Source organism: Chryseobacterium sp. GW823-FHT05E08 (genome assembly GCF_058795655.1).
In genome coordinates this window covers 272,021-296,653 of the sequence record NZ_JBXAHY010000003.1, presented here as the reverse complement: position 1 = coordinate 296,653, position 24,633 = coordinate 272,021, and the positions used below count along the sequence as shown (strand labels likewise).

The 24,633-nt window shown below is 33.9% G+C and carries 18 protein-coding genes; 1 reads left to right on the top strand and 17 read right to left on the bottom strand.

From position 1 onward, the window contains the following. The 10 genes from AC1Q7L_RS11765 to AC1Q7L_RS11720 form a co-directional block, all read right to left on the bottom strand. Positions 1-966, bottom strand: a complete 966-nt coding sequence (locus tag AC1Q7L_RS11765; protein WP_492306114.1) for a S41 family peptidase — start codon at positions 964-966, stop codon at positions 1-3. Between the two features lie 72 nt (positions 967-1,038). After that, complete coding sequence (locus AC1Q7L_RS11760) at positions 1,039-1,329, bottom strand: type II toxin-antitoxin system RelE/ParE family toxin (RefSeq protein ID WP_082891239.1); 291 nt, start codon at positions 1,327-1,329, stop codon at positions 1,039-1,041. After that, positions 1,311-1,547: a hypothetical protein gene (locus AC1Q7L_RS11755; RefSeq protein ID WP_492306113.1), complete on the bottom strand. Its 237-nt coding sequence runs from the start codon at positions 1,545-1,547 to the stop codon at positions 1,311-1,313. The genes AC1Q7L_RS11760 and AC1Q7L_RS11755 overlap by 19 nt, the downstream gene beginning before the upstream one ends. A gap of 50 nt (positions 1,548-1,597) precedes the next feature. Further along, on the bottom strand, positions 1,598-3,313 hold the full coding sequence (locus tag AC1Q7L_RS11750; RefSeq protein ID WP_492306112.1) for a HAMP domain-containing sensor histidine kinase: 1,716 nt from the start codon (positions 3,311-3,313) through the stop codon (positions 1,598-1,600). Positions 3,314-3,318: 5 nt separating this feature from the next. Then, positions 3,319-4,431: a sensor protein KdpD gene (locus tag AC1Q7L_RS11745; RefSeq protein ID WP_410693328.1), complete on the bottom strand. Its 1,113-nt coding sequence runs from the start codon at positions 4,429-4,431 to the stop codon at positions 3,319-3,321. A 124-nt stretch (positions 4,432-4,555) separates the two neighbouring features. Beyond that, entirely contained in the window at positions 4,556-5,641 is a 1,086-nt protein-coding gene (locus AC1Q7L_RS11740) for a porin (RefSeq protein WP_492306111.1), read from the bottom strand. Between the two features lie 49 nt (positions 5,642-5,690). Then, a complete protein-coding gene (gene kdpC / locus AC1Q7L_RS11735) occupies positions 5,691-6,248 on the bottom strand; it encodes a potassium-transporting ATPase subunit KdpC (RefSeq protein WP_492306110.1) in 558 nt (185 codons plus the stop codon). A gap of 93 nt (positions 6,249-6,341) precedes the next feature. Next, positions 6,342-8,381, bottom strand: coding sequence for a potassium-transporting ATPase subunit KdpB (kdpB, locus tag AC1Q7L_RS11730; protein WP_492306109.1), 2,040 nt, complete (start codon positions 8,379-8,381; stop codon positions 6,342-6,344). Between the two features lie 130 nt (positions 8,382-8,511). Further along, positions 8,512-10,206, bottom strand: coding sequence for a potassium-transporting ATPase subunit KdpA (kdpA, locus tag AC1Q7L_RS11725; protein WP_492306108.1), 1,695 nt, complete (start codon positions 10,204-10,206; stop codon positions 8,512-8,514). Between the two features lie 528 nt (positions 10,207-10,734). Next, positions 10,735-12,063 (bottom strand): sigma-54-dependent transcriptional regulator, encoded by a 1,329-nt coding sequence (locus AC1Q7L_RS11720; RefSeq protein WP_410693333.1) that lies wholly within the window; start codon positions 12,061-12,063, stop codon positions 10,735-10,737. A gap of 455 nt (positions 12,064-12,518) precedes the next feature. Between AC1Q7L_RS11720 and AC1Q7L_RS11715 the strand changes: the two genes are divergently transcribed. Further along, positions 12,519-15,398, top strand: coding sequence for a M16 family metallopeptidase (locus tag AC1Q7L_RS11715; RefSeq protein ID WP_492306107.1), 2,880 nt, complete (start codon positions 12,519-12,521; stop codon positions 15,396-15,398). 123 nt (positions 15,399-15,521) lie between these two features. Here AC1Q7L_RS11715 and AC1Q7L_RS11710 read toward each other — a convergent pair whose 3' ends face one another. From AC1Q7L_RS11710 to AC1Q7L_RS11680, 7 genes are all read right to left on the bottom strand, one after another. Next, positions 15,522-16,328 (bottom strand): GLPGLI family protein, encoded by an 807-nt coding sequence (locus tag AC1Q7L_RS11710; RefSeq protein WP_492306106.1) that lies wholly within the window; start codon positions 16,326-16,328, stop codon positions 15,522-15,524. Further along, the gene (locus AC1Q7L_RS11705; protein WP_492306105.1) at positions 16,318-16,614 is read right to left on the bottom strand and encodes a hypothetical protein; all 297 of its coding nucleotides are present in this window, start codon (positions 16,612-16,614) and stop codon (positions 16,318-16,320) included. The genes AC1Q7L_RS11710 and AC1Q7L_RS11705 overlap by 11 nt, the downstream gene beginning before the upstream one ends. 77 nt (positions 16,615-16,691) lie before the next feature. After that, positions 16,692-17,771, bottom strand: coding sequence for a GNAT family N-acetyltransferase (locus AC1Q7L_RS11700; protein WP_492306104.1), 1,080 nt, complete (start codon positions 17,769-17,771; stop codon positions 16,692-16,694). Beyond that, on the bottom strand, positions 17,768-18,766 hold the full coding sequence (locus tag AC1Q7L_RS11695; RefSeq protein ID WP_492306103.1) for a polysaccharide deacetylase family protein: 999 nt from the start codon (positions 18,764-18,766) through the stop codon (positions 17,768-17,770). Before AC1Q7L_RS11695 ends, AC1Q7L_RS11700 begins: the two co-directional genes overlap by 4 nt. Before the next feature lie 71 nt (positions 18,767-18,837). Then, positions 18,838-20,976: a S46 family peptidase gene (locus tag AC1Q7L_RS11690; protein ID WP_492306102.1), complete on the bottom strand. Its 2,139-nt coding sequence runs from the start codon at positions 20,974-20,976 to the stop codon at positions 18,838-18,840. Between the two features lie 179 nt (positions 20,977-21,155). Then, a complete protein-coding gene (locus AC1Q7L_RS11685; RefSeq protein WP_492306101.1) occupies positions 21,156-21,800 on the bottom strand; it encodes an MgtC/SapB family protein in 645 nt (214 codons plus the stop codon). Between the two features lie 107 nt (positions 21,801-21,907). Beyond that, positions 21,908-24,532: a DUF7619 domain-containing protein gene (locus tag AC1Q7L_RS11680; protein WP_492306100.1), complete on the bottom strand. Its 2,625-nt coding sequence runs from the start codon at positions 24,530-24,532 to the stop codon at positions 21,908-21,910. Positions 24,533-24,633: the final 101 nt, after the last annotated feature.

Sequence of the window (24,633 nt, the reverse complement as noted above, 5' to 3'; positions counted from 1 at the left end):
TTATAGTGTTTTTATTTTGCTGATGTAATCATTTAATTGATCACTTTTAACTTCAATATCATCAGAAATTCCTTTTCCCACTTCTTTATAAGGATATTTCGTGCGGTCAATTAAAGTTCCTGTTGTAATGACTAAAAAGGCATTGTCCGGCAATTTAAATTCTGAATTATCTGAGGTTAATCCTTGCGTATTACAGCCTACGATTTTTACATTTTTCTGTCCTTTAAAACTAGCGACTACAAATTCTCCTGAACTTGATGTTTTCTTATTGGTTAAAATATAAATGGGTTTATTTTTATTCTTGATTTTAATATCCGAAATAGGAATCGCGCCTATTTTTTGTTTCCCGAAATAAATACCATCATTTTTACTCATAAAAAAACTTATCGCTCCAGAATTATCCATAGATCCTGATGCATTATCGGTATCTAAAAAAGGGCGAATTGATTTTAACATGGGAGAAAACATTCCTCCTTCATTATCTCTAAGATCAATGATCCAAAGCTTTGGATTAGCTTGATCTAATTTTTTTACCTTATCGAAAAAAATCTGTACATATTCGTTCCAGTCATCCTGATTCATATTTCCGATGGCGGGTACTGTGATATAAGCCATATTTTTATCAATCAAACTGTCTTTTGGATAAGGGAATTCCACGCCAACGTCTTTAAATCTTTTTAAATAAGCTTCAATGACTTCAGGTTCATAAAATTTTGAATGATGATCACCTAGTTTTCCAAGAATATCTCTAATAATAGGATAAGTTTCTCTAATGGTTTTCTTTTCGTTAGCTTGTTTCAGATAAGTTTGTTTTATTGTTGCCCAATCAATACTCTTTTTATTAACGGAATTCTGCTCCATGAGCTGAATGGCTTTTTCAACATAGGAAGCAGGAGTTTCCTGTGAATAGATTTTTTCTGTAAAAAGAAATAAGCTAAATAAGGTGAAGAGAAGAATTCTTTTCATAAGTATTGATTAGTTTTAATGAATCGAAGATACTTATAATATTCGCTAACAGTATTTTGTATAATTGCTTTTTTATAAAATATTTTTCTCTCTTCTTCCATCCCAGATTGAAAGTATAATTAATTCAGATTTTGAAAATTCATAGAAAATCAAATAGTCTCTAATAATCTTAACCCTAACATCTTTAATGTCAGTTTTTCTGCCAATTGTAGGATGTTCTGCTAATAGTTTAATGGTCTCAACAATTAGCTTGTTAAGTTTTATACTGAAGGTTTTAGATTTGTTTCTAAGAATCCAATATTCAAGAATTTCTTTTCTTTCGATATTGGCTTTGAGTGTCCAGATTACTTTTCTTTTAGCCATTCTTCAATATCTTGATTGGCTTTATCTTCCGTAAGGTAAGCGGAACTTTTATATTCTTCTCTCGCTTCGGCAATTCTGTCTTTTTGAGAGTCGTTAAGGATATAATCATTCTTATCCAATTCAAAATCTAAAAGTTTTTGAATCTCTTCGATGAGTCGGATTTCCTTTAATTGGGTGATCCTATTTATTAAATCGATTTTTAAATCTGACGTTTTCATCTGTTGCGAATTTAATTCAAATTTAGAAAATTTTATTTTAAATATTTATTCTACACCAAAGGCAACTTAAAATAAAAAGTACTTCCCTGATTCAGCGAGCTGTTCACACCAATTTCGCCATTTTGTTTTTCAATGAAATTTTTGGAAATCGCCAAGCCTAAACCTGTTCCGTTTTGATGCTCTCCGGGAACCTGAAAATAACGGTCGAAGATCTGGCGATGGTATTTTTCATCAATTCCGCTTCCTGTATCGGTGATGCTGAATGTTACATATGCATCTGATTTTTCAACCAAAATCTGAATATTTTCATCCTGAAAAGAATGTTTTATGGCATTGCTCAAAAAATTATTCATCACCCAAACCGTTTTATCAAAATCGGCAGAAACAAAATTGTTTTCCTCTAAATTATATTGGAAATTAATAGCTATATTTTTCTGTTCAGCCAGCTTTTCAACATTTTTAATGGCGGTCTGAACAATATTTTTGGGCGAACAACTTTCAATATGTAATCTGATATTTCCTGTTTCAACTTGTGATAAATTCAGGAGTTCTCCAGTAATATCCAATAAACGCTGTCCGTCTTCGTTAATGCTTTTCAACAATTCTTTTTGTTGCTCATTCAGTTCACCGAATTTTTGATTGCCTAATAACTGAACTCCCATTTTAATGGCAGAAATTGGAGTTTTCAGTTCGTGAGAAATGGTTGCGATAAAATTAGTTTTAGCAAAATCCAATTCTTTAAAAGGCGTAATATTTCGGAGTAAAATTACTTTTCCGATGTATTTTTTCTCTTTTTCGCCGGTTTTTACAATGTTGATGGGAACAATTTCCTGTTCAAAATAATTTTCTTTATTATCAGTGACAATTTTTATAGGTTCTTTTACTGGATGATCGATGTTTTTTAAAAGTTCTCTTACTAAATCATTGTTGATCGCCACTTCATGTGCTGTTTTCCCGATGATTTCTTCTTTTCTGAGGTTGGTAATTTTTAAAGCTTCATCGTTGATCATGTAAATAAAATGATTTTCATCGAGTCCAATTACAGCGTCGTGCATATTATTAACCAATGTTTCAATCCTTTTTTTATCCATCAATTGGGTAGAAAGGGTGCTGCTTTCATATTCCTGCAGCTTTTCCGCCATGATGTTGAAAGAATTGGCAAGGTCATTAAACTCTTCACTTCCTTTAAAATGAACCCTTTCATTATAATTTTTATTCGCAATTTGCTTAATACTGAAAGTCAGCTGATTAATAGGTTCTGCAATGGTTTGAGGTAAATTAAACAACAAAGTAAAAGCGATCAAAAAACAAACTGTTCCAATACTTACGATCCAGAAAGTGGCATTTTCTGCGGTGATAATGGCGATATCACTCTTGCGTTCAATGCCTTTCATATTCAATGACATGATTTTAGCCAGATCTTCTCGGATGAGTTTTTCTTTTTCGTTGGTGGGATGTTTTAAATAGCTGTCGAAATGCAGATTAAGATTTTGAGTGGCTTCTTTTTCACCAAATTCAGTGAGATTTTTTTCCTGTAAAGCATTATTTTTTTTGAAATCTTTGATGGCAATTGCGCTGTCTGTACTTATTTTATCCAGTGCCAACAACATGTTTTTGGAGAATTCTAAACTGTTGTAATTGGCGGTAAGAATTTTTTCGGTATCAGATTTTAATTTATTGATATACACAGAGCCGATCACCGAAAGTAAAACGATCAGTAAGAATAAAAGACCTACGCCGAGGGTAAGTTTGGTTTTAATTTTCATTGTGTTTAAGATAAAATAATAATATCGATCTGTCGCTCATTCAATCGGTTCATCAGGGTGTAGATCCAACTGTAGCCGGAAAGTCTCTGCCAAAGCTTTGCGTGGGGTTTTCCGATGCAGACTGTGGTGATATTATGCTCAACTACATAATCTAAAATTCCTTTATGCACACTGTTTTCTTTTATTCGGATCACTTTTGCACCTAATTCCTGTGCTAAATTAAAATTATTAATCAAATATCTTTGCTTATCTAAGGCTATTTTTTCAGGATTTTCAGAAGGTTTCTGCACATATAAAACCGTCCACGGACTGTTATAATAACTCGCCAATCTTGAGGTTTTCCGGATGATATTTTTGGCGATTTTTTCGTTACTGCTGATGCATGCGAGAAATTTTATAGGTTTAAAATTTTCAGTCTTAACCTCTGTTTCCACCTTCTTTTCAACGTGAGTGGCAACTTCTTTCAAAGCCAATTCACGAAGCTGTAAAATGTGTCCGCTTTGAAAGAAATTATTTAAAGCGGTCTGAATTTTTTCTTTTTTGTAAATCTTACCTTCTTTCAGTCTGGTTAAAAGTTCGTCAGCGGTTAAATCGATATTCACCACTTCATCGGCTAAGGCTAAAATTTTATCTGGAACGCGTTCTGAAACCTCAATTCCTGTGATTTTTTTTACCTCTTCATTCAAACTTTCAATATGCTGAATATTCATCGCACTGATGACGTTGATCCCGTTGTCCAGGATTTCCAATACATCCTGCCATCTTTTTTTATTTTTTGAACCTTCTACATTGGTGTGTGCCAATTCATCCACCAAAACAACTTCCGGATGTTCATTGATAATTGTCTGAAGATCCATTTCTTCAAGATTTTTGCCTTTATAAAAAGCAGATCTTCTCGCAATTTCAGGAATTCCGTCTACTAAAGCTACGGTTTCTTCTCTTCCATGAGTTTCAATGTAGCCAATCTTCACATCAATGCCGTTTCTTAACAAAGCATGGGCTTCCTGAAGCATTCGGAACGTTTTTCCAACACCTGCACTCATCCCAATGTAGATCTTAAATTTTCCTTTTTTGGATTTTTGAATGAGCTCTAAAAACTGCTTTGCTGATGATGACATTGATTTTATTCTTTTTAATTTTATTTTTTGAAACATAGGTGTTGTTGGAAGCAGGAAGTTGGGTGATGGAAGTTATTATTGCGTATTATTTACTTCCAGCATCCAACTTCAGACTTCCCGCTTTTTAAAACCAAGCGGCTAAACTCGTTGTAATAAAAAAGTTTCCTTGTTTAAGTTCACCGTTCTTTGCAAAGATCGCATCTTTTGACGTAAAACCCCTCGCCTCGGTACGGAATACGACATTCTTTAAGATCGCATAATCAACATTCAGAGAATATCCATAGGTCTGAAAACCGTTGGGTGTTTTCGTGTTGATAATTACTCCGTTTTTATCGTTGTAATATTCCAATCTTCCGGCCAATGCCCATTTATTATCTAATTGATATTTCATTAAAATATTCGGACTATACCAAATATTATATTGTTCACTTCCTTTTAATTTCTGCTCGGCTCCGATGTCAAAACCTAGAACAGTCGAAAACTTTTCTGTCAATTGAAAACTTCCATACAAATCATGAAAATAACGCATTTTTTTCTCTTCTTTTGATTTATCGTTTCCGATGAATGAACTGCTGTTTAATGTAATTTTTTCATTCGGTTTATAGGTTAATTGATGTCCGAAAGAAATGTTTTGATTGCCTTCAGGTTTTGCGATACGTTGCCATCCATTCAGAACTAATCCGCTTACAAACCATTTTCCATTGTCTGAAGTGTAGGAAATTTTTGCTCCCGTTTCAAAATAAGGCGAATTTTCTGCGGCGAAACTCCTGGTCAGATTAATATTATCTTTTCCGATCGCGCTTTCCCAACCGATGTGAGAAGGCATTATTCCGGCATCGATCCATAAATTTTTGTTTTTGGAAATTTTAATTCCAATATTAGCCTCATTTACGTAACGTAATGCTTCCTGTTCTGCAGCCATATTGTCTTGAGCATAAGTTCCAGCCATTAACGCAAAATTAGCGCGTAAATTTTCACTTTGATAAGCTGCTTTTACAAGTCCTAAATTAAGATTCAGTTCATTATGACGATTATATGAGTATAAAAAATTCTGACGGAGATGATTGTAAGGTTCATTAAAATCATACGTGTAAAATAGTTCAGCATACGCCGAAAAAGTAACTTTATTGTTTGTTTTTAATGAATCTGATGTTTGAGCTTTTGAGAAAAATATTCCCAATAATAGACTTGTTATGATATATTTTTTCATGGTAGTGATAACCTTTTTTGACTTAGGAGCGTTAAGAAAATTAATAATTTTATTTTAATTGATCCAAAGCAATATTTAGCTTTAAAACATTAATCTTTGATGGCCCGAAAAGTCCTAAAAGAGGTTTTTCTGTTTGATTATTAATAAGATTTTCAATTTTTTCAAGGGAAAGATTTCTTTCTTTAGCAATTCTTTTAGCTTGGTATAAAGCACCTTCTTCAGAAATATCAGGATCTAATCCACTTCCGCTTGCGGTTACCAATTCTACAGGAACTTTCGCCGTATTCATTTCTGGGTTTTGCATTTTTAAAGTGTCAATTCTTTTTTGAACCGTTTGCAAATATTCTTCATTACTTGGTCCTTTGTTGCTTCCTGCGCTTCCCGCTGCATTATAATCTACAGCAGACGGACGACCGTGAAAATATTTTACAGATTTAAAATCCTGACCAATATTAGCATAAAATTTTTGTCCGTTATGGTTGATAATTTCTGCGTTTCCTTGGGTTGGTAATGCTTTTGAGCATGCGTAAACAATGCCTAAATAAATTCCAACGATAACTAACATAACTAATGTTAACCTGAATGCTGATATAATATGATTTTTCATTTTAATTAAATTTTTTTGAATTAATTGAGGGAGGATGGAAGTTAAAACGTTGCTATATTCACTTCCAACCTCCAGCTTCCAACTCCAAGCTTTTTAAAAGAACAAACTGATAAATAAATCGATAATCTTTATTCCGATGAATGGTGCGATAATTCCTCCCAAACCATAGATCAAAAGATTTCTTCTTAATAATGCACTTGCCCCAATCGGTTTATAAGCAACACCTTTTAAAGCCAACGGAATCAGGATCGGAATGATAATCGCATTGAAAATAATGGCTGATAAAATAGCTGATTCCGGAGTGTGAAGATTCATGATATTCAATTTCTGAAGTGCCGGAATAAACGTGATAAACAATGCCGGAATAATGGCAAAATATTTAGCAACATCATTCGCAATACTGAAAGTGGTCAAGGTTCCACGGGTCATTAATAATTGTTTTCCGATTTCTACAATCTCGATCAATTTTGTTGGATCATTATCCAAATCAACCATGTTTCCGGCTTCTTTAGCGGCTTGAGTTCCACTGTTCATCGCAACACCAACATCGGCTTGAGCAAGAGCGGGAGCGTCATTGGTTCCATCACCCATCATCGCAACCAGTTTACCTTCCTGCTGTTCTTTTTTGATGTAATTCATCTTATCTTCAGGTTTGGCTTCTGCGATAAAATCATCTACACCGGCTTTTTCTGCGATAAATTTGGCGGTTAAAGGATTATCTCCCGTTACCATCACCGTTTTCACACCCATTTTTCTCAATCGTTGAAAACGTTCCTGAATTCCTGTTTTAATAATGTCCTGAAGTTCAATAACGCCCCAAACTTGTTCATTAACAGAAACAACTAAAGGTGTTCCCCCGTTTTCAGAAATTTTAGTTGTTGCTTCCTGAGTTTCGGGAGGGAAAATATTTCCGGCTTTTTCAGTCAGTTTTTTAATTGTATCGTAAGCTCCTTTTCTAATTCTTGTGTTTTCAAAATCAATACCTGAAGTTCTGGTTTCTGCCGTAAAATCAATGTAGACAGGATTTGGAACAAGTAAGTCTTCAGATTGTAATTGGCTTAATTCAATAATAGATTTTCCTTCCGGAGTTTCATCGGCAACAGAACTTAATGCCGAAGCTTTTATAAATTCATTAATATCAATATTATTTGATGGATGAAATTGCGTTGCTTTACGGTTTCCAATGGTGATCGTTCCTGTTTTATCCAGCAATAGAACATCAATATCTCCTGCAGTTTCAACCGCTTTACCACTTTTTGTGATGACGTTGGCTCTTAAGGCTCTGTCCATCCCGGCAATTCCAATCGCAGAAAGCAGACCTCCAATCGTTGTGGGTATCAAACAAACGAAAAGGGATATAAATGCCGCAATGGTGATTGGCGTCTGCGAATAATCTGCAAAAGGTTTTAAAGTAACTGTAACGATAATGAAAGTAAGGGTAAATCCTGCTAACAATATGGTTAAAGCGATCTCGTTAGGTGTTTTTTGTCTTGATGCGCCTTCTACAAGGGCAATCATTTTATCTAGAAAAGATTCACCCGGTTTTGTGGTGACTTTTACTTTTATTCTGTCGGAAAGTACTTTTGTACCGCCTGTTACTGAACTTTTATCTCCACCTGATTCTCTGATAACGGGGGCGCTTTCTCCTGTAATGGCTGATTCATCGATTGTTGCTAAACCTTCGATAATTTCACCATCCATAGGGATCTGATCACCTGCTTCACAAAGGAAAATATCTCCGAGTTTCATTTCGGCAGACATTTTTAAGGCTGTTTCTACTTGGAATCCAGCTTTGTTGTCTATTATTAATTTTGCCGGAGTTTCCTCTCTGGTTTTTCTCAAGGTATCTGCCTGTGCTTTTCCTCTTGCTTCCGCGATGGCTTCAGCGAAATTGGCAAATAAAACTGTGAAAAATAAGATAATAAATACTAAGAAATTATAAGTAAAACTTCCCTGTGTTTTATCACCTGACAAGCTAAATAAGCTCACGATGAACATGACGATTGTTCCGATTTCTACCAGAAACATGACAGGGTTTTTAAACATGATTTTCGGATTCAGCTTAACGAAAGACTGTCTTATGGCTTCGTTAATCAAATCTTTTTGAAACAATGTTTGTGATTGATTTTTCATTGATTTTAAATAATTTAAAGATTTAGGAATTTAGAGATTAAGAAATTAGATTGTCTTTGAGATTGATTTGAACATTACCTTGATAGATTTAGTATGAAGTAATTTCTAAATTTCTCAATCTGTTAATCTCTTAATTCCCAAAATATTGAAGTTGTTCTGCAATTGGCCCCAATGTAAGAGCAGGGAAGAAAGACAGGGCAGCGATTAAAAGAATGACCGCTAAAGTCATAAATCCAAAAGTTGCGGTATCCGTTTTTAAAGTTCCTGCACTTTCCGGGATGTATTTTTTCTGAGCTAAACATCCTGCAATTGCAATCGGACCGATGATCGGGATAAATCTTGATAACAGCAGCACAACTCCTGTTGAGATATTCCACCAAGGGGTGTTGTCGCCCAATCCTTCAAATCCTGATCCGTTGTTGGCGGATGATGAAGTGAATTCATACAACATTTCACTAAAACCATGGAATCCCGGATTGTTTAATGTCTTGGCTCCAAATTCAGGGAAATAAGCCGTTAAAGCTGTTCCTACAAGAATTAAAAAAGGGTGAAATAAAGCAACGATCATCGCGATTTTCATTTCTTTAGCTTCGATCTTTTTACCCATAAATTCGGGGGTTCGTCCGACCATTAAGCCACTCATAAATACGGCAAGAATGATGAATATAAAATAGTTAAGAATTCCGACTCCACAACCACCGTAGAAACAGTTGATCATCATCGCTAAAAGCTGATTCATTCCTGAAAGTGGCATCGTACTGTCATGCATGGCATTCACAGATCCTGTAGAAATTACGGTTGTTGCAATACTCCAATATCCTGAAGAAGCACTTCCGAAGCGGATTTCTTTCCCTTCCATAGCTCCCAAATGATTATCGGTTCCCATTTCTGTAATTAATGGATTTCCATTGGTTTCATTCATAACATTCGGAACGGCAAGAGCCAGAAAACCGATGGTCATTACGGTGAAAATAGTCCATGAAAGTTTTCTTTTCTTTAAATAAAAACCTAAGGCAAAAACCAACGCAAAAGGAATGATCATCTGAGTAACCATTTCCGTCATATTGGTCATGTAATTGGGGTTTTCTAACGGATGCGCAGAGTTGGCACCAAAGAAACCTCCTCCGTTGGTACCTAAGTGTTTGATAGCCACAAAAGCAGCAACCGGACCTCTGGAAACATCAACTTTCTGACCTTCAAGATTGGTGATATGGTCTTTCCCTTCGAAAGTCATCGGAGTTCCATTAGCAGAAAGAATGAAAGCCACCAAAATACTGATCGGGATTAATATTCTGATCATTGATTTTGTGAAAAAATCGAAGAAATTACCTAATTCTGTAGTCGTTTTTTCTTTAAATGCTTTGAAAAGTACGGCCATAGCAGCCATTCCGGTAGCAGCTGTTACAAATTGTAAAAACATTAAGTATAATTGACTTAAATAACTAACTCCCGTTTCTCCTGAATAATGCTGTAGATTACAGTTTACTAAGAAAGAAATTGCGGTATTAAAAGCCAGATCGGGCGACATATCCGGGTTTCCGTCTGGGTTTAAGGGAAGTAATGATTGATTTAATAGGATGAAAAACCCAATGATGAACCAAACTAAATTAATGGCCAGCATGGCAAACATATTCTGTTTCCAAGTCATCTGACGGTTAGGGTTGATCCCTGAAACTTTATAAATAGCATTTTCAATCGGTTGAAAAATTTTATCTAAAAAAGTCTTTTTATAACCGTAAACATCAGCAATGTATTTCCCTAAGAAAATCCCAATAACTAATGTGATCGCGAACATCGCTATGATGCCTAAAATTTCTGTATTCATGATTTTGATTAAAATTTTTCAGGTTTCGTTAAAACATAACAGATGTACCCAAAGGCTAGTATTGAAAGGATAAATAAACTCCACATAATTTTTTATATTTTGTCGAAAAAATCAACAGATTTGTATAAAAGCCAAAACAGTACTGCGAAAAGCAGTATTAAACTAATGAGCATCATGATGTTACAATTAAGGTTAATAAAGTAAAAAGTACATACGATACAATCAAAAAGCTGAATTTTGAATGCTCCCGTTTTTTGAACGTTTTTCTTGAAATTGTCATTTTTAGAATATTTTATTTATATCCATAATGCCAAAAGAAGAACCGTTTTGTCTAAATTCAAGGTAAATGCTTTGCTGGTAATGTGTTGCGAGATTTTAAGGTAATGTAACAAAACAGAAAAGCCTATCAAAATGATAGGCTCGTTATTATAATGATAGGATGTTTTAGGTGAGAGGCAGTAAGCTATAAGAGAATTTTAGCGTAATAATTTCAAACTCTCAAACACTAAAATTCTCAAATCCTCAAACTCATCTCAGTTCGTACTCTTCCAATTTGCGATACAGCGTTGCAATACCGATTTCCAGCAATCTCGCGGCTTCGGCTTTGTTTCCTTTGGTGTATTGAATCACTTTTTGAATATGTTCTTTTTCTAAAGATCGCATGCTCAAAGAATCTTTTTCTGTAGAAGTCACTTTTTCAGAGTAATGAGGCAGGCTTTCTTTATCTAAAATGTTGTCGTTCATTAAGATTAAACTTCTTTCGATGGTATTTCTTAATTCCCGGATATTTCCTTTCCAGTCGTTTTTTTCTAATTCTTTATAGTATTCCGGGGAAACCTGAACGGAAGACAAATGCAGTTTATTCGAAAAAATATCAATAAAATTTTTAGCTAAAACTTTTAAGTCTTCTTTTCTTTCGCGAAGTGGGGGAAGATTGATTTCGAAAACATTCAACCTAAAATATAGATCTTCTCTGAAATGTCCCTGTTTTATTTCGTCTTCTAAATTCCTGTTGGTGGCAGCAATTAACCTGAAATCCGATTTGGAAACTTTGGTTTCGCCCATTTTCATGAATTCTTTGGTTTCCAGCACACGAAGTAATTTTGCCTGAAGTTCGATGGGCATTTCACCAATTTCATCAAGGAATAATGTTCCGCCGTTAGCTTCTTCTACGAGCCCTTTTTTATCTTTTATAGCTCCTGTAAAAGAACCTTGCTTGTGCCCGAAAAGTTCGCTTTCTAAAATTTCTTTGCTAAATGCTGAACAATTGATTGCAACAAAATTATTCTTCTTTCTGTCACTTCCTTCGTGAATTGCATTCGCAAAAACCTCTTTTCCGGTTCCGGTTTCGCCTGTTAAAAGAACGGTTGCATCTGTTAAGGCAACTCTCTCTGCCAATTTTTTAGCCTGAATAATTAAAGGAGAAATTCCAATAATTTGATTGAATCCTTTTTGAATATTACTTTTTTGAACAATCTTTGATTTATTGTCTTTTGCTTTTTCCAATGTTTTATAGACCAACGGAATAATTTTCTCGTTATCGTCACCTTTTACTAAATAATCGTAAGCTCCGTTTTTCATCGCCTGAACAGCATCCGTGATATTTCCGAAAGCGGTCATCAAAATGATTTCAAGATGAGGATATTTTGTTTTGATGGATTTCACAAGATCAACACCGAAAGCATCGGGAAGCCGGACATCACTCAACACAACATCAAAGTCGTACTGTTCGAGCATCGTCATTGCAGAACGCGCTGTGGAAGCTTCTTTTACGTTAAAATTTTCTTGGGAAAGGATCATTCCTAGTAATTTCAGGAGCTTGATCTCATCATCGATGATCAGAATGTTTCCGGACATGGTTGTAATTTTGGGAAAACTTAATGCAAACTTAGATAATTATTTTGGAAAAAGGCTAAGAAAGATGAGAAGGAAAAGATGGATTTTGTTGTTGGGGAGCCTTGTCAAGGTTTTAAACCTTGACAAGGCTTTTGGGAAGAAAAATAATTTCAAAGTTTAATAGAAGAAAACTATTTGATATGATGACTTCATGACAATTTACAGACAAAAGCCTAGCCGCGATAGTAACGGTTACCCCGCAACATGAAGTGGAAGAGTGGGTGGGTTTGGTGTTGGGAACGTTGGCGTGAGGAGTATGAGTGGATAGCGCGAAACAGCTCCTGAAAAAATAAGTAATGAGTAATTGGTAATAAGTAATTAATTATCGTCACAATAGATGTAATAATAGGAAAAGTAGAAAGTGTTCTTTTTTGATTGCTTACATTTGTATACATTCCAATCTTAAAAGAATGAAAATGAATTTATATATGACCGACAAAAGATATAAGGAGACAATTCATACCGATAACAATAATTACGAATATACTACCATAACTCAGGACGAAAATAAAGTAAGAATCTATACTCTGAAAAACGGATTGAAGGTTTTTCTTGCTCAGAATTTTGATGCTCCAAGGATTCAGACCTACATTCCTGTAAGAACGGGAAGCAACAACGATCCGTCTGATAATACAGGTTTGGCACATTATCTTGAACATATGATGTTTAAAGGGACTTCAAGATTAGGAACTCAAAACTGGGAAAAAGAAAAGGTTTTACTAGACCAGATTTCTGACTTATATGAACAACATAAAGCAGAACAAGATCCTGAAAAAAAGAAAGAAATCTATACAAAAATAGACGAGGTTTCTCAGGAGGCGAGTCAGTATGCAATTGCAAATGAATATGATAAAGTAATTTCTTCATTAGGCGCAAGCGGAACGAATGCCCACACTTGGTTTGACGAAACCGTTTACAAAAATAATATTCCGAATAACGAACTTGAAAAATGGCTTAAAGTCGAGAAAGAAAGATTTTCTGAATTGACGTTAAGACTTTTTCACACTGAATTAGAATCAGTTTACGAAGAGTTCAACAGAGCGCAGGATAATGATTCAAGATTGGTGAATTATGAGTTGATGGATGCTCTTTTTCCAACCCATCCAAATGGTCAGCAAACGACTCTAGGGAAGCCAGAGCATTTGAAAAACCCTTCTATGAAGGCTATTCATAAATATTTTGATGAATATTATGTTCCTAATAATTATGCAATGGTTTTCGTGGGTGATCTGGATTTTGAAGAAACAATTCAGCTTGTAGATCAATATTTTGGAGTTATTCCTTACAAAGAATTACCAAAGAAAACCCCAATCATTGAAAAACCACTTACTGAAATCGTTGAGCGAACAGTAAAAAGCCCGACGACACCAAGAACTCAATTGGCTTGGAGAACCGAGAGCTATGGAAGCCGAGAAGCGATATTAGCCGATATTGTAGCAAATATTTTAAGCAATAGAGGAGAAGCAGGATTATTAGATTTAAATATTAACCAGACGCAAAGAATGCTTTGGGCACAAGCTTTTTCGGTTGGGTTGAAAGAATACGGATATTTTTCAATTGTTGCTGTTCCGAAAGAAATGCAGACATTGAATGAAGCCAAAGAAATGGTATTGGAGCAGATCGAATTGCTGAAAAAAGGAGATTTTCCGGATTGGATGCTTCCTGCCATCATCAATGATTTTAAACTTCAAAGAATGAAAGCGCTGGAAACAGCCGATGGTCTTGCAACTAATCTTTACGACACTTACATCAAAGGCAGATCTTGGGAACAGGAACTGAGCGAGATGGATGAATATTCTACCGTTACCAAAGAAGAAGTTGTTGATTTTTCGAATGAATTCTTTAAAGATAATTACGTTATCATTAACAAAGAAAAAGGAGTTAACGATAAATTATTAAGAGTTGATAACCCAGGAATTACGCCAATAAAAATCAACCGTGAAGCGCAATCTGAATTTTTACAGGAGATTTTAGCAGAAAAAACAGGAGACATCCAACCAGAATTTATTGATTATCAAAAAGAAATAAAAACGGATGTCGTTAAAGATAAAAAACTAAGTTTCGTTAAAAATAAATACAACGAAATTGCTCAGGCTCACTTTATTTTTCCTTTTGGAAGTGATCACGACAGAGATTTGGGAATTTCTACCCAAGTTCTTCAATATCTCGGGACCGAAAAATTTTCTCCCGAAGATCTTAAAAAAGAGTTCTTTAAAATTGGGGTAAGCAACGATTTTAAAACCTCTGCCGATCAACTTTTGATCTCATTGAGCGGATTAGAAGAAAACCTTGAACAGGGAATTGGATTGCTTCAACACTGGATGCATAATGTAAAGTCAGATCAGGAAATTTACAATCAGTTTGTAGAAACCATTCTTGAAAATCGTGAAGCAGTAAAGAAAGATAAAAACCGCATTATGACGGCTTTGACGAACTATACAAAGCTTGGAGAATTCTCTCGTTTTACAGATATTATTTCTAAAGAAGAGCTTGAAAGCACCAATGTTGAGGTGTTTACAGACAAAATGAAAAAACTGTTTGATTATCCTTATCAAGTATTTTTCTACGGAAAAAACTTTGAAAACTTTACTAATTATATTGAAAAATATATTGAAACGGCAAGTCTTCAAATTCCTGATCCTAAAAAATATCCTGAACCTGAGACCAAAGGAAATGTCTATTTCATGAACTACGATATGGTTCAAATGGAAATGAGCAAGATCGGAAGAGGAAATGAGGTCAACACCGCAAACTTCGGAAAAATCAATGTTTTCAATGAATATTTTGGAAGAGGATTGTCTTCGATAGTTTTCCAAGAGATCCGTGAGAGCAAGAGTTTGGCGTATTCTGCATACGTTTCTTATGCTGCCAACGCAGAATCGGGACATCCAGATTATATTACGACATACATCGGAACCCAGCCCGATAAATTGCAGATTGCAGTTGACACAATGAGCGAATTGATGAGTGAACTTCCTGAAGTGCCAACTCAGTTTGAAAATGCCAGAAATGCCGCCTTAAAACAAATTGCATCAACAAGAATTACACGAACTACTATTTTCTTCAATACCTTAAGGTTAAAAAAAATAGGCATTTCGCATGATTTTAGAAAAGATATTTATCAACAGATTCAAAGTCTGAAATTTGATGATGTGAAACAGTTTTATCAATCAGACATAAAACCTGTTCATTTCAATACGGCCATTATCGGGAAAAGAGAAAACCTGAATATGGAAGCTGTCAACCAAATGGGAGAGTTTAAAGAACTGACATTAAAAGATATTTTTGGACATTAAAATAGGAGCCACAAAGTGGCGACTTAACAAAGGACAGGATGAAGTCAATAAAACAACATCGAAAACAATATTCAAAATGATATTCAAACAAAAAGAGGCTTCTTATGAAGCCTCTTTTAATTATTAGTCTAAAAAATTATTTATATTCCTTATATTTTTTATTATTGCTTCTTCACTTTCTTTAGGTGGGTTTCTACCAAAAGCACTAAAAAAAGAACTCAATGGATCATCCATCATATCTTTTCTTTTTTTATAAAATTTTTCATACGTTGTAGTAATGCCATAAGGAACCGAGGGAATTGGTTTTTTCACATATTTTAAACCGACTAAAGAAAAATTAAAATAACCTTTAGAATCATATGCTTCTAAAACTAAACCCGGTAAACCTTTAAATGTGTAAGGGCCTTCTTGAACAGGAATTTTGTCAGTAAACCAAACAATTATTTGTTTTTTACCATATTTAGTAGTTGCTTTTCTACAATTATATCCCTGTATATTTTTAGTTTCATTTTCAATTTTCCATATAATTTTATTTGGAGCTTCAAAATTATAATTGTCTCTTGAAATTTGATCATAAATTATTAATTTTTCATTCGAAAAATAAACTTCAGGTTTAAATTTTGCTTTTGGGAGCAATCCTCCATTTATTATAACTTGCCCATTTACAGAATTTTCTACACTTTTTTTTACAGCTAAAATTGCCAAAGAATCTGCTGTATCTTTGTAGCCGCTTTTAAAAATAGAAGTTTTTTTTCCTATTAATAAAGAAGTAATTTCTTTTTTTTGAGTTTTAATATTCGCGGTATCTATTAAAAATGTAGCTAAATAATTACATTCTAAATAAGTACTATCTATTTTTTGGCAAAAAAATAAAGAAGTATAAAACATCGAAGAAAAAATACAAAGTTTAAATAAAATATTATCCACCATAGTCTGCACTTCCACACATAAATTCGTTATATAATGTGCTATTTGCACTCATGCAGGCATAAGCATGTGCTTTTGAACCAGGATTACCAAGGTCGTAACATACTGTGTCAACTGCGTTTGCACCAGAATTACACCAAGCTACCATTGGGTAAGATTGGCAATATTGCTGTGATTTAACTTCTTTTTTGGATTCTTCTGCGCTTATTGTTGGTTTTGCTTCAATGATACTTTTTGCACTGAGTAATCCAGCTACGCTAAAGGTCGCTAATAATAATAGTTTTTTCATAAATTGTTTTTTTTAATGATTAACGGTTCGAAACTAAAAAAAATATTTTAAATCCAAAATTATTTTTCTAAACTAATTTATGTCATCACACAATCACCATCGCCATCCTGAAAATGAGGATCAAAGCCGTTGGGAAGGTTTTTAATAAGTTGTTTGTGAAACATATACCGTCTTTCCATATTTCGTTGATGGATTTTTGGAAATATATTCATTAATTCTGCTTTTTTGTTGAATTCTGTTTGATAGCTTGTTAAAGAATTAATTTTATTCTTTACAATAAAATGGCTTAAAAATGTAACAAACTGTTTCAGATCAGATGTTGAAAACAAATAGGATATTTTTAAGTGACCGTCTCTTACAAACAAAAGGGCACAAATTTTTAAAGCATTCTTCGTATCATAAATTTTTATCCAGAAATATTTAAAGCTTTCAGAATAACTGGAAAATAAATAGTTTTCTTCTTTATTTTTGCTTTCCAAAACCCACGGATTTTCTATTGCCCAATTGAGTTCTTCTGCATTTCTGTTTGTATGAAATTTTGAGATGAAACCAGCACTTTCTGCATCTATTTTATCAAGAATTTCAAATTTGAAATCAGGTTTTTGAATGAAGCAGTTTTTTACTGAAATAATAGAATTTAATACGGAATCTCCTAAGCTGAGAAGTGGCTTTAGATGCTCTGTTTTAGGCTTTTTTGAAGGAATTATCGTTGCCAGATCTGTCCGGAAATAATATCTTTTTCCAATTTTAGGCTGAATGTATTCAAAAGTACCCATTTTATTGTAGAGTCCTTCTGCTTCTTTCGTAAATTCTGTGAGCGCAAGATTCTCATTATATTCTTCAAATGCCTTTTGTAAAAGGGATTGAGCAATTCTTTTTCCTCGGAAATTACTGCTTACATACAACGTACTCAACCATGCATAATTAAACACTTTTCCATCAATGATAAAATTATCAGGAAAACAACCAATATAACCGGCTAAATTGTCATCGTCAAAAGCTAAAATAAGTAACGTTTGATCATCATTTGCCTTTGGATTATTGATGTGAGACTGAGCTCTGTGTGCTGTAATTGGCAGAAAATCGTATTTTTTGAAATCTCCGGATGATACAAATTCTCCCAATTGTTTTTTATTAAATGTCTTTAAATGTATCATTTCCTTAGAATTTTATTTTTATTTAAAATACCTTTTAATTGATAATAAGTAATTTCTTTTTTTAAGATCGTTTCTGCATTTTCTCCAGTTTCCATCGGGATTCTTTGCAGGTTTTTTGAAATGCTGTCGAGTTTTATTCCTGCGCTTCCGAAAGTGCAGAACATTTCTTTATTTTTAAATAATTCATCAAAAAAAGCTTTTTCAACGCCGAAATCTGTAAAAGGAAAAGCAAAACTTTCATAAAGAAAATCATTGTTCTTTAAATAATCAAACGTTTTCCTGGTCGTCTCTAGTTTTTGATTTAATGACAATTCATTATATAAAGGATGATCCCAACTGTGAGAAGAAATTCCAAATCCTTTTTGAGTTAATGACTTTAATTGATCGAAGTTTAAATAAGGTTTTTGTTCTTTTAAAAATGAATTAATATTAATTTCAAGAGCTTTCGTAAGCTTATCCAGAATTTCTGTCTGATGATAATTTAACTGTAATATTTTCTGTTTATTTTCTGATTTCGAATCGCTTTTAAACTGAAGAATATTATAGATTTCTGGCCTTATTTCTTTATTTTTTTCAATTTCATTAATAATCAAACTTGCCTTGCATCGAAACATTAAATCTTTATTATCAATGAAAGCAGGATTAATGAAATTGATGGCATAAATTCCTTTTCTTTCTAAAATCGGAACGACTACATCATAAAATTCCCTGAAACCATCATCAAAAGTAAGTAAGGCAATTTTCTTTTTAGGTTTAAAATTTCCATTGATAAAATCCTTAAATTCTCCCCAATTCACAAACTGGAAATACTTTGATAAGTAATCCAGATCTTGCTCAAACTGTTTTACATTTTTATAATTAATGATATGATTAAGATGAGGTAAGTTTTCATCAGAAACACAATGATAGACAGGTAAACAATAGGGAAGAGGAAACGATTTTTCGATGTCATTTCCTGCAAAATTGGCTAATAAATTTATGATTTGCTGTTTCATACAATAAAAAAGAATCTATTTAAATTAATATTAAAAATTTAAATAGACTCTTAAAGTTATCATTAAAAAAATTACTTTATCACTTTCATTTCATCGATAAGCCATTTAGAATCAGCATATTTATCGATAATAAAAAGAATATATTTGGTATCAACCATGATATTTCGGCTGAAACGTGGATCATAATTGATGTCACTCATCGTTCCTTCCCACTGTCTGTCGAAGTTTAATCCAACAAGATTTCCGCTAGCATCCAAAACCGGACTTCCAGAGTTTCCTCCTGTTGTATGGTTCGTTGCAGTGAATCCCACAGGAACATCGCCTGTTTTATCTTTATAATTTCCGAAGTCTTTTTTGTTGTAAAGATCGATTAGTTTTTTGGGGACATCAAACTCATAATCTCCGGGAACATATTTTTCAATAACTCCGGCTAAATGTGTCTGGTACCCGTAAGAAACACCGTCTCTTGGAGTTGATCCTTTCACTTTTCCGTAAGTTACACGAAGCGTAGAGTTGGCATCCGGGAAAAATTTTCTATCCTTGTCAGTAGCAATTTGTTGAGCCATGAACGTTTTTTGTAACGCATCAATTTTTGTCTGAAGAGACGTAAATTGAGGATCAGCGGTTTTCATATAAGTATCTCTTATTGAAACGTAAAGCTGATAAACAGGGTCTTTTTTAATCGTTTTGATTAATTTATCCTGATTAGAGAAAGCTTTCTCAATGTCTGTACTAAGATTTGCTCCATTCACAGAAGTTCTTCCCGTAATAATTGAATTTTTCGAAATATCTTCAATAACAGGAATGTTTTGAGCTTCATTTTTATACTTGTCAAAACCTGCAGGTAAGAATTGTGGAGCCGTTTTATTAGCATATAAAGCCAATAGTTTTGCGGTTACTTTTGCATCCAATTCTGCGCTGTAATCTTTGTAGAATGCAGTTAATTTCGTTTTAAGTTTAGTCAACTCTTTTTCATCCATTCTGCCGGATTCTACAGAAGAAATGTAAGTATAATAGTCACTTGCAAGCTTTAAAGTTTCTGCATTTTTAATGACTTCTGTGTAATAGGCATTATTTAAAGCAAAAGGAGCCTGATCGTTGTATAATTTATTCAATTGATCTAAAGTTGCCTTCACCTCATGGTTTTTAGACACTAGAGAACCTTCATACATTACTTTTTTCTCAACGGCGTTGGATTTTTTCAAACCTTCAACTTCACCGATCCATTTTTTCCAGTAATTGGCAACAGAAGCAAATTTTGAAGCATATTTGATACGCGTTGCATCGTCTGCACGCATTTTTTCGTCTAATGTTTTCAGAGCAACATCACGTACGGCAATTTTTGCAGGATCGATTTCTTTCATGATCTTTTCTACAGCAATTGCAGGAAGATATTCCGTTGTTTTTCCAGGGAATCCGAATACAAAAGTGAAGTCATTTTCATTTTTATCCTTGATAGAAACCGGAAGATAATGCTTTGGAGTATAGGGAACGTTGTCTTTTGAATATTCTGCAGGGTTGTTGTTCTTGTCAGCATAAATTCTGAACATAGAGAAATCTCCGGTATGTCTCGGCCAAACCCAGTTATCGGTATCAGAACCGAATTTTCCGATGCTTTGTGGTGGTGCGCCTACTAAACGAATATCTTTATACGTTTCGATGGTGTAAGCGTAGTATTTATTTCCGTAATACATTGGTTTTACAGAAATAGATTGAAAAGATTCTGTTTTTTGTGAATTTTTATAAACCTCAATATTGGTGTTGATCTTTTTGGTAAGATCTGGTTCTGTAAGGTTGTCTGTACCTTCTAAAATTTGATTAGAAACATCCTTGATGTCTACAATAAAGTCTACTGTTACTCCCGGATTTGGAAGTTCTGTACTCATATTTTGTGCCCAGAAACCGTTTGATAAAAGATCATTTTGTACGGTAGAATGAGCCTGGATCTGACCAAAACCGCAGTGGTGGTTTGTCAATAATAATCCTTTTGGAGAAATGATTTCGGCAGTACACCCTCCGTTGAATTGTACCACAGCATCTTTTATGCTTGCTTTTTGAGGATTGAAGATGTCTTTAGCAGAGATTTTCATTCCTAAATCTTTCATTTCCTTTTCATTGAGCTCTGTTGGGATCCACATTCCTCCGTATTGCTGTGCAAAAGCCATGGCAGCCGGCAAAAGAAATACAGATAAAAGTATCTTTTTTGTCATAATCAAAATTTTGCCCTAATTTACAAAGAAAATGGGAGATTTTGGGTATGAATTATCAGTTAAAAGCGATAAAATGGATAGTTAATTATTGATGATCGATAAATCATTAAAATGATGCTGAATTTGTTATTCAATATTAATTATAAATGATAATTGTGCTTTATGTTTTTAATCTAAATTTAAAACTGATAGGCGATTATTTTAGGATCATTCATTAATTGTTTAATTAATGTTTCATGATGTTTATTCTTGCCCGTGAGTCTCCAGGTTGTTGCCAGATTTCCTACAGTGTATTGCTGTCTTATCATCAGATATTTCAAATTATTATTTCTGAATAATTCTTCACAATGCCTTATTTCATCGGAAGCTACAATGGCAATTTTATATTCTCTGATCTTATGATTGTTGTCGATAAAAGCCTGAAGATAAGTAAGCGAACTTAAAATTAATAGAACCAAAACGGTTCCCAAAAGAGATAAATAAACATAGCCGGAACCTACAGCCATTCCAATTGAAGCGGTTGCCCAGATCGTTGTTGCAGTGGTGATTCCATCGATTTTATTATCTCCTTTAAAAATAACTCCGGCTCCCAGAAAACCAATTCCAGTAATGATATTTGCGGCCAAACGGTCAGGATTTTGAACACCTATTTTAATGGAAAGTATGGTAAACAGACAAGATCCGAAGCATACTAAAATAAAAGTACGCAACCCTGCCGATTTGTTTCGATATTCTCGTTCTGCGCCTATGAAAACGCCCAAAAGAACAGAAATAAATATCAATAACAGCTCATTTTGAATAGAATGATCCTGTAAAAATTCCATTTTTTTAATTTTAAACTTCTATTAATAAAAATACAATAAAATCTTCATCTATAAACATAAAAAAGACTGCCTATAAAGACAGTCTTTTGGTTGGCTGTTGAATTGAATTAATTTTTAATAAATTTCTGTGTCACCGCCTTATCTTTTGTAGATAATTTGATGATATAATTTCCTTTTGGAAGCTCAGAAACATTGATTGAGTTATTTTTTACACCTGATGAATTAATGATTCGTCCGGTTGTATCATAAATCTCTGCTTTAACGATTTCTTTATCAGATCTAATTGATAAAATATCTTTCACAGGATTCGGATAAATACTGAAAACATCTTTGTTTTTGTTGCTTTCTGAGGTTGCTAAAACGGTTTCATTCTGAATATTTGTTGTGAAAGTATTCGTAATGATCGGATGGTTGTAATCAAAATAGATTTTAGCCGTATTACTGAAACTGTCTCCTAAAACTAAGGTAGATTTTGTCTTAATTTTGAAAGAAACATAACCATCATTATTCGCATCATCAAAAGGAAGCTGAATGTTTTCAAAGATAAATTCAAGCGTGTTTGGATTCGTAATTTTTGTTACAAAACTGTGACTTCCGTTAAGAGAAACGATGGATGAAAGATCAAATTTTGAAGCATCGATTTCGTCTTTTACAACGATGTTTTGAGCGTTTCCGTTTCCGGTATTTTCAAATCTGATCAGATAATGAACATATTCTCCAACCTGTGTTTCAGCAATGGATGTTCCTTCAAGACAGGTTTTGTCATTCGGGTCAAATGAATTGACAACGGTTTGATTTAATGTAAACGTATTATCTAAAGGCGTGTCGTCCGTAGCTCCGTTGATTTGTGCTGTGTAATGAAGAACATCACCGCCATTCAGAGGAGGAGTTGCAGTTGGCGTGTTTAATTTGAAAGTTACCGTAATTTCTTTGGTTTCAAACGGAAGAAGGTTGGTGAAGTTCCAGTTTAAAATTCCGATTGTTTGTGAATTTGGAGCCGTTGTAGCATTTAAATAATTCATCACATTATCATTGAAATTGAAATTTAAACTTCCTGATTGTGTAGTTGTTCCTTTGTTTTTGTAAACAATTTTATATTTTGCGTCGAAACCTGGTCTGGCAGCAGTAAGCGGAATGGCAACAATTTCTAAATCGTTGTGTGTACCGTTTGCTGAAATGCAGAAGTTCTGAGCCAAAGGACTGGCCTGTGTTGGGAAATTTGCTGTTAAACTAGAAGGAGAAATAGTGAAATAAGCAGGATTTTCAACAACAGGAGTAATTGTACTAGAGCCACTTAATACAGAAATTGAATAATTTCCCGAGCTGTTAGCAATATATCCTCCGGAATTGCTTCCATTTACAATATTAAACTGCTGAAATGCCTTATTTAAGTCATTTGCATCACAGCCATTGTTATTGGAGTCATATTTCGTATTCCCTTGAATCGTATACGTGGTTCCGCCGGGAACAAAAGAACAATAGCTATTTACTTCAACATTACCAAGACCTGATGATATTAATTTAGCAGATACCTGTTGAAGGTTATTGGTGTCGCAGCATACGTAAGCCAAATTGGGCAAATAAGCTACAGGAGCCGGACTGAAATTCAAGATCGGATTTCCGTTTTTTATATTGATATTGGTTAAAGAATTTCCCATTACACTTATTCCGTCCAACAACGTATTTTGACTTACATCCAGACTTGTTATGCCATTTTCACTTAGATTGAATGATTTTAATCCTGTAATTGGTGAAACATCAAGTGATGTCAGCGCATTTCCTCCAATTCCCAAATTGATAATGGCCGGAGTTCCTGTGAAGTTTAGTGAAGAAATATTGGTTGCTGATAAGCTTAAAGCTTTTAAATTGGGCTTATTTTGAATGTTGATTGATGTTATTAAAGGAGAGTTTAAAACTAATAAATTATCCAGATTATTAGTGTTTTGGATGTTTATTGAACTTAATAATGAGTTGTTATCAACATATAAATACTCCAAAAGACTGGCGCCGCTTACATTTAATGACGGCAGTTTTGTATTTTTAATACTGAAATGCTTAAGTTGGCTTAAAGGACTTAAGGTTAATGAAGTAAGATTAGGTTTATCAATAATGATTTTTTTTAAATTTATATTATTAGAAAAATTTAAACTTGTAAAATTTGTATTGGGAAAAACCCCGTCTCTTACCTCAATTTCTTCAAGTGCCGTAAGGCTGGAAATATCTGCACTGGCTAAATGAGCGTTACTTACAATGGTAAGTTTTTTTAGGGTGGGGTTTTGTAAGAAACTCAGGTTGGTAACGTATCCGCCGTTGGTGACTAGGCTAAAAGTTTCAAGCTGAGTACAGCCTTGTGTGACGATTGTACCTATGGCATTGTTGCCGATGTATAAGATTTTCAGATTTGTCATATTGCTTACATTCACCTCGTTGATGTGGATGTTTCCCTGTACAGTAAGCATTCTTAAATTCGCAAAGCTCTGGATCCCTGTAAGGTTATAAATCTGGGTTTGGTTAAATGATAAGCTTGAAATATTCAAAGCTTCGCTTACCTGAATTTCCCCATCGTTATTGGTGTCGATTACGGTCATATTACCGTTGAGATCCTGTGCAATAAAATTCCATTGGTTCGCGGATACCAGTTTAGCCTTAAACTGAGGATCCGGAAAATTAATAATTTGTGCACTGAGTGAAAAATGTGCTAGAATTAGCACAAAAAAGTAAATGTTTTTCATGGGTTAGTGATTTGGTGTGCTAAATATACAAATAAAATAGTATTGTGAAAAATATTTGCTTTTTAATTTTAATTATTGAATAAAAACAATCTATCATTGTG

Coding starts and splice junctions, on each gene's coding strand:
- AC1Q7L_RS11765 (WP_492306114.1), bottom strand. CDS start 966: ATGAAAAGAATTCTTCTCTTCACCTTATTTAGCTTATTTCTTTTTACA.
- AC1Q7L_RS11760 (WP_082891239.1), bottom strand. CDS start 1,329: ATGGCTAAAAGAAAAGTAATCTGGACACTCAAAGCCAATATCGAAAGA.
- AC1Q7L_RS11755 (WP_492306113.1), bottom strand. CDS start 1,547: ATGAAAACGTCAGATTTAAAAATCGATTTAATAAATAGGATCACCCAA.
- AC1Q7L_RS11750 (WP_492306112.1), bottom strand. CDS start 3,313: ATGAAAATTAAAACCAAACTTACCCTCGGCGTAGGTCTTTTATTCTTA.
- AC1Q7L_RS11745 (WP_410693328.1), bottom strand. CDS start 4,431: ATGTCATCATCAGCAAAGCAGTTTTTAGAGCTCATTCAAAAATCCAAA.
- AC1Q7L_RS11740 (WP_492306111.1), bottom strand. CDS start 5,641: ATGAAAAAATATATCATAACAAGTCTATTATTGGGAATATTTTTCTCA.
- kdpC (WP_492306110.1), bottom strand. CDS start 6,248: ATGAAAAATCATATTATATCAGCATTCAGGTTAACATTAGTTATGTTA.
- kdpB (WP_492306109.1), bottom strand. CDS start 8,381: ATGAAAAATCAATCACAAACATTGTTTCAAAAAGATTTGATTAACGAA.
- kdpA (WP_492306108.1), bottom strand. CDS start 10,206: ATGAATACAGAAATTTTAGGCATCATAGCGATGTTCGCGATCACATTA.
- AC1Q7L_RS11720 (WP_410693333.1), bottom strand. CDS start 12,063: ATGTCCGGAAACATTCTGATCATCGATGATGAGATCAAGCTCCTGAAA.
- AC1Q7L_RS11715 (WP_492306107.1), top strand. CDS start 12,519: ATGAATTTATATATGACCGACAAAAGATATAAGGAGACAATTCATACC.
- AC1Q7L_RS11710 (WP_492306106.1), bottom strand. CDS start 16,328: ATGGTGGATAATATTTTATTTAAACTTTGTATTTTTTCTTCGATGTTT.
- AC1Q7L_RS11705 (WP_492306105.1), bottom strand. CDS start 16,614: ATGAAAAAACTATTATTATTAGCGACCTTTAGCGTAGCTGGATTACTC.
- AC1Q7L_RS11700 (WP_492306104.1), bottom strand. CDS start 17,771: ATGATACATTTAAAGACATTTAATAAAAAACAATTGGGAGAATTTGTA.
- AC1Q7L_RS11695 (WP_492306103.1), bottom strand. CDS start 18,766: ATGAAACAGCAAATCATAAATTTATTAGCCAATTTTGCAGGAAATGAC.
- AC1Q7L_RS11690 (WP_492306102.1), bottom strand. CDS start 20,976: ATGACAAAAAAGATACTTTTATCTGTATTTCTTTTGCCGGCTGCCATG.
- AC1Q7L_RS11685 (WP_492306101.1), bottom strand. CDS start 21,800: ATGGAATTTTTACAGGATCATTCTATTCAAAATGAGCTGTTATTGATA.
- AC1Q7L_RS11680 (WP_492306100.1), bottom strand. CDS start 24,532: ATGAAAAACATTTACTTTTTTGTGCTAATTCTAGCACATTTTTCACTC.